Origin of the sequence: Paenibacillus popilliae ATCC 14706, assembly GCF_000315235.1 — a bacterium.
Classification (GTDB): Bacteria; Bacillota; Bacilli; order Paenibacillales; family Paenibacillaceae; genus Paenibacillus_B; species Paenibacillus_B popilliae.
This window is the reverse complement of record NZ_BALG01000459.1, coordinates 1-465: the sequence shown is the minus strand read 5'-3', so window position 1 is coordinate 465 and position 465 is coordinate 1. Positions and strand designations below refer to the sequence as shown.

The 465-nt window shown below is 47.1% G+C and carries 1 protein-coding gene; it reads left to right on the top strand.

Annotated elements, in window-relative coordinates:
- Positions 1–52 precede the first annotated feature (52 nt).
- Positions 53–465: pyocin knob domain-containing protein (locus PPOP_RS18215; protein WP_234399898.1), on the top strand; the 413-nt coding region annotated here is incomplete at its 3' end.

Genomic DNA, 465 nt, shown 5'->3' with positions numbered 1-465 from the left:
CAATAAGCCATGGCAAAAAGTCCGGGTTACCGCTGATGACGGTAGTGCTACCATGACAGGAGATTTAAATGCCGATCTATCAACAGGTTGGTATATGGGGTTAAATATGACCGGTGCACCAAGCTTTGGGATATGGTATTGGGTAGAGGTAATCCGCCACAACGCGCTGCATTGTGTGCAAAATGCCTACGGCTTTGTCGACCATAGTTATTACCAGCGCGTGAAAGATAGCGGCAAATGGGGTGATTGGTCACCGAATCTTTTTCAAGCCGGAGCCGACGCTAAAGCGCATGCGAATAGTGTGGCAAACCAAGCAGAGGCAAAGGCAAAAGCCCATGTTGATGGTATGCCATGGCAACGTCATAAGGTGTCCGCTGATGATGGTGCAGCAATTGATATTTCAGGTCGTGACCTAAACACTATAGTAAAAACTGGGTTTTATAAGGGTGCACATCTAGGTAATAC